This window comes from Comamonas aquatica NBRC 14918 (assembly GCF_000739875.1).
GTDB classification, from domain to species: Bacteria; Pseudomonadota; Gammaproteobacteria; order Burkholderiales; family Burkholderiaceae_C; genus Comamonas; species Comamonas aquatica.
Genome location: NZ_BBJR01000033.1, coordinates 1 through 4,502, shown reverse-complemented (window position 1 = coordinate 4,502; position 4,502 = coordinate 1). Strand labels below are relative to the sequence as shown.

The following is a 4,502-nucleotide window of genomic DNA, read 5'->3' as shown; positions in this document are numbered from 1 at the left end:
TCACTTCGGCGCGGACACACTAGTGGGAATGGGCATGCTCCTTGGGTTCTGAGCGGTTGAGCTTGGAGGCTGGATCCAGTGTCCCGCGAAGCAGCCTAAGCCCGTTGCCCACTACCAGTAAGCTCGCACCCATGTCCGCGAAAACCGCCATCCACATGGTCGCCGTGCCAACGACCGCCATCACCAGGAACACGCTCTTGATGCCCAGAGCCAAGGTGATGTTCTGCCAGAGCACGGCATGCGTGCGCTTGGATAGCCGCACAGTCTCGGCGACGCGCTGCAGGTTGTCGTTCATGATGACCACGTCGGCCGCTTCCATGGCAGTGTCGGTACCAGCGCCGCCCATGGCAAAACCGATATCAGCCTGGGCCAATGCCGGTGCATCGTTAATGCCGTCCCCGGTCATGCCGGTGGCGCCGTAGCGCTTTTGCATCTCCTTGATGGCGTCGAGCTTGGCTTCGGGCAGCAGGTCGCCGCGGGCGTCATCGATCCCCGCCTGCGCCGCGATTGCCTTGGCCGTGGCTGTGTTGTCGCCGGTCAGCATCACCGAGGTCACTCCCAGCGCCTTGAGATCGACGATGGCTTGCTTTGATGTCTCCCGAATGGTGTCTGCAACAGCAAACAAGGCCAGGACGCACGAATCGTCAGCCAGGAGGGTGACCGTGCGGCCTTGCTTTTCATGGATGGCGAGTTCCGCCTCCAGTTCAGGGGTGCACAGTCCCCGTTCATGGATCAGTCGGTGATTGCCCAGCACGAGGCGTACTCCATTGACCACGCCTTCGACACCGCGCCCCGGCAAGGCCTTGAAGTTTTCGGCCTCCGGGCCTGGTACTTCCAGACCCTGGATGATCGCCTTGGACACCGGGTGATCGGATCTGCCAGCCAGGCTGGCGGCCATCTGTTGGGCTGCAGCTTCATCGCCAGCGCCCCAGACGTGCCACTGCACCAGCTTGGGTTTACCTTCGGTGATGGTGCCCGTCTTGTCCAGCGCCACCGCCTTCAGGAGCCGCGCGTCTTCCAAGTAGGTTCCGCCCTTGATCAGGATGCCTCGGCGAGCGCCGGCCGCCAGTCCGCTTACCACCGTCACAGGCGTGGAAATGACCAAGGCACATGGGCAGGCAATCACCAGCAGGACAAGGGCCTTGTAGAGCGCTTCCAGCCAGGTCAGTCCCATCAGGAACGGTGTGAGAACTGCCACCGCCACCGCAATGGCGAAGACCGCAGGCGTGTAGATCGCGGCGAACCGATCGACAAAGCGCTGTGTCGGTGCGCGCGTGCCTTGTGCCTGCTCAACGGCTTGAATGATTCTGGCCAAGGTGGTGTTGCTCGATAGGGCCGTGACCTCGAACTCAAGTTCACCGGTCTCATTGATGGTGCCCGCGAACACCTGATCGCCGGGTGCCTTGTCCACGGGAATGCTCTCGCCAGTCACCGGAGCCTGGTTGATGGCCCCGTTCCCCTTCGTCACCTTGCCGTCCAGCGGCACCCGTTCTCCCGGCTTGATGCGCACGGTCGCACCGATGGCTACAGCGGCGACCGGCGTGGCAGACCATGCGCCATTGGGGCCCAGAACCAGAGCCTCTTCCGGCGCCAGTTCCAGCAACCCCTTGATCGCATTGCGTGCCCGGTCCACGGCCTTGGCCTCAATCAGCTCAGCAATGGCGTACAGGGCCATCACCATGGCAGCCTCGGGCCACTGGCCAATGAGGAAAGCGCCTGTGACGGCCACCGACATCAGGGCATTGATGTTGAGCTTGCCACGTAGCAGCGCTGCGATGCCCTTCTTGTAGGTGTCGATTCCAGCCAGCCAGATGGCCAACGCGGCGATGGCCATGCCTGCCACCTTCCAGGCCATCTGGTCGGGCGCGAAGAAGGAGAGCACCTCCGCGCCCGTGGCGAACACAAGCGCAGCCACCAGGCGAGAAATGCCGCCAGCGAACCCATGTCCATCGTCGTCGCCTTCGACAGGCCCTACTGCCGGCCCCCCCTGGGAGTTCATTGCGCCGGCCACCGGCTGTGGATCGAAGCCCGCCTTGCGGATAGCCTCCAGGGCCAAGGGATACGTGCTTTCTGCCGCATCGATCTTCAACGTGCGAGCACCGAGCTGGAAGCCCAGAGAGCGGATTCCGTCCAAGGGTTCCAGCGCGCGGCGGATTTCCGCCTCCTCGGCGCTGCAGTCCATGGTCGCAATTCTGAACAGCTTGACTTGGCCCGGGCCGCTTGCGGCGGCATTGACCGGAGAGGCGGAACTGGAGCATCCCGCTGAGCAGCAGGTGTCAACGCTTGAAGAGGTGCTGGTTTCTAGTTTCATGGCTTAATTGGAAACCCTGTAGTGACCTTAAAGTCAAGTGACAGCGCGAAATGCGCCCCAGCACCGTCAGGCACTACCCCCATTTGCAAAGGATGTGCCATGAAGATCGGCGAATTGGCCAAGGCCACCGGCACCCAGACAGAGACCATTCGCTACTACGAGCGGGAGTGTCTGCTGCCGGCGGCGATACGTACGGAAAGCAATTACCGAATCTACGATAGCAGCCACATCGAGCGTCTTGCCTTCATCCGGCATTGCCGCTGCCTGGACATGACACTCAATGAAATCCGCGTGCTGTTGCATTTCAAGGACGCACCTGGTGAGAACTGTGGCGCGGTGGATGCGCTTCTTGAGGAGCACATTGATCATGTCGTCTCGCGAATCCGGGAACTCCAGGTGCTGGAATTAGAATTGCGCAGTCTGCAGCAGCAGTGTTCGCCAGGTCACCTGGCCGGGGACTGCGGCATCTTGGGCGGCCTGGCAATAGCGGCGCGCCAACACAATCACATGCCTACAGCCAACCCCAATGAAGCGCATCCACCTGGCGTGCATCGCGAAATCGGAGCCGCTGCCAAACAGCTGCGCATTAACCGTAAGGGCTGACTGCCAAAAGTCATTGGGCTCGGATCTCCAGCCCAACGCTCGTCACCCCGCTCTCCGACCATGCGACTGGTTTGCCCTGATGCATGCGAGCGATCGCGCCAACGATGGCCAGGCCTAGGCCGTGGTTGCTTTGTCCATGACTGCGAGCGGGATCGGCGCGGAAAAATCGATCGAACAAGTGAGGGAGTATTTCGGGATCGATGCTGTCTCCGCAGTTGGAGACACTGATCAGCACGCGGTCCTCATCAACGGTCCTGAAGTTGACTTGGACGATCGAGCCATTTCTCGCGTATCGGGTGGCGTTCCCCAGCAGGTTTGACAAGGCTCGGCGCAACAGGGGCACGTCGAAGGCACCATGTGCGTCGCCGACTACTTTGGCGGTGAGCCCGGCCTCGGCCAGTGCCGCCTCGTGATAGTCCAGCACGTCTACAGCCACCGATGCAAGACTCGATACGGGAACGCGACGCGCGCCTACACCCCGATCAGCTTGCGATAGGAACAGCATATCGTTGACGATGCCGGTCAGGCGATGCAGTTCCTCCAGATTTGAGGCGAGGACCTCCCGCATATCCGCCTGCTCAGGACGCCTTAGAGCCAGTTCATTGTTGGCAATGAGCGTGGCCAGTGGCGTGCATAGCTCGTGCGCCACATCCGCATTGAAACCCGCCATCTGTGAGTAGGCCTTCTCAATGCGTGCAAGGAGGGCGTTGAACTGGTCGATCAGCGGCACGAGTTCAAGAGGTTGCTCGTCGCCATCGAGCCGTTGGTGCAGGCTATCCGCCGACAGTGCTCGCGTTTGGCCGGCCAGCCTTCGCACAGGCGCAAGGCCGAGTTTGACCAGGGAGAAGCCGCCCAGTGAAACCACGATGGCGCCCCCGATGGCAGCCACCAGCAGGGTGAGTGCGAGCCGGTGCAACAACTGGTTGTCGGTTTGAATATCCAGCGACAGCTGGACGTGCAAAGCCGGCGAGGCAGGGCCTGCAACCTGCGCCACCTCGAATTTCCGTTGGCGCCATACCGTCTGTGCATTCTGGTTGCGGGTGTGCGCGTAGAGCACGGTCCCATCGGCCAGTGACACCTCAAGCGATAAATCTCCATGCCCCGCCAGGAAGTCATCGAGCTTGTGAGCGAGAGCTTCCGACTCCCGGTGCTCCGTCCCCTCTACCAAGAGATGCCGAATGACGTTCTCCTTTTGCGCCAGCGTTTCCTCTTGCCGATCGCGAAAATTGAACTCGGTTACCAGATACACGGCCAGGCAGACCAGGCCCAGGCCTGCAAAGCTTTGCAACGCCAACCACCACGACAGCCTCTGGCGCAGCGAGCGATGGTGGATCAATGCCTTCATCCGTTACGCTCCTCCATGATGTAGCCCATGCCTCGGATGGTGTGAAGCAGCACAGTGTCAAAGGGTTTGTCTATCTTGCTTCGCAAGCGACGAATAGCGACCTCCACTACGTTGGTTTCGCTGTCGAAGTGCATGTCCCACACCTGCTCAGCAAGCTCGGTGCGAGACAGTACCTCGCCTTTCCTTCGCAGGAACAGCGTCAGAAGCAGGAACTCCTTTGCGGTCAGCTCCAACCGCTGACTG

4 protein-coding genes are annotated in these 4,502 nt (G+C 61.2%); 1 reads left to right on the top strand and 3 read right to left on the bottom strand.

The window, feature by feature from the left end; genetic code table 11:
- Window positions 1–19: 19 nt before the first annotated feature.
- Window positions 20–2,311 carry a heavy metal translocating P-type ATPase gene (locus tag CA2_RS05365; RefSeq protein ID WP_081770868.1) on the bottom strand — a complete coding sequence of 764 codons (2,292 nt, stop codon included), beginning with the start codon at window positions 2,309–2,311 and terminating at the stop codon, window positions 20–22.
- Between the two features lie 99 nt (window positions 2,312–2,410).
- Between CA2_RS05365 and cadR the strand changes: the two genes are divergently transcribed.
- A complete protein-coding gene (gene cadR, locus CA2_RS05360) occupies window positions 2,411–2,914 on the top strand; it encodes a Cd(II)/Pb(II)-responsive transcriptional regulator (RefSeq protein WP_042413482.1) in 504 nt (167 codons plus the stop codon).
- Between the two features lie 10 nt (window positions 2,915–2,924).
- Here cadR and CA2_RS05355 read toward each other — a convergent pair whose 3' ends face one another.
- Together CA2_RS05355 and CA2_RS05350 are read right to left on the bottom strand one after the other, a co-directional pair.
- Window positions 2,925–4,259, bottom strand: coding sequence for a heavy metal sensor histidine kinase (locus CA2_RS05355; protein ID WP_042413479.1), 1,335 nt, complete (start codon window positions 4,257–4,259; stop codon window positions 2,925–2,927).
- On the bottom strand, window positions 4,256–4,502 hold a 247-nt coding region (locus CA2_RS05350), incomplete at its 5' end, for a winged helix-turn-helix domain-containing protein (RefSeq protein WP_042413477.1). The genes CA2_RS05350 and CA2_RS05355, both read right to left, overlap by 4 nt.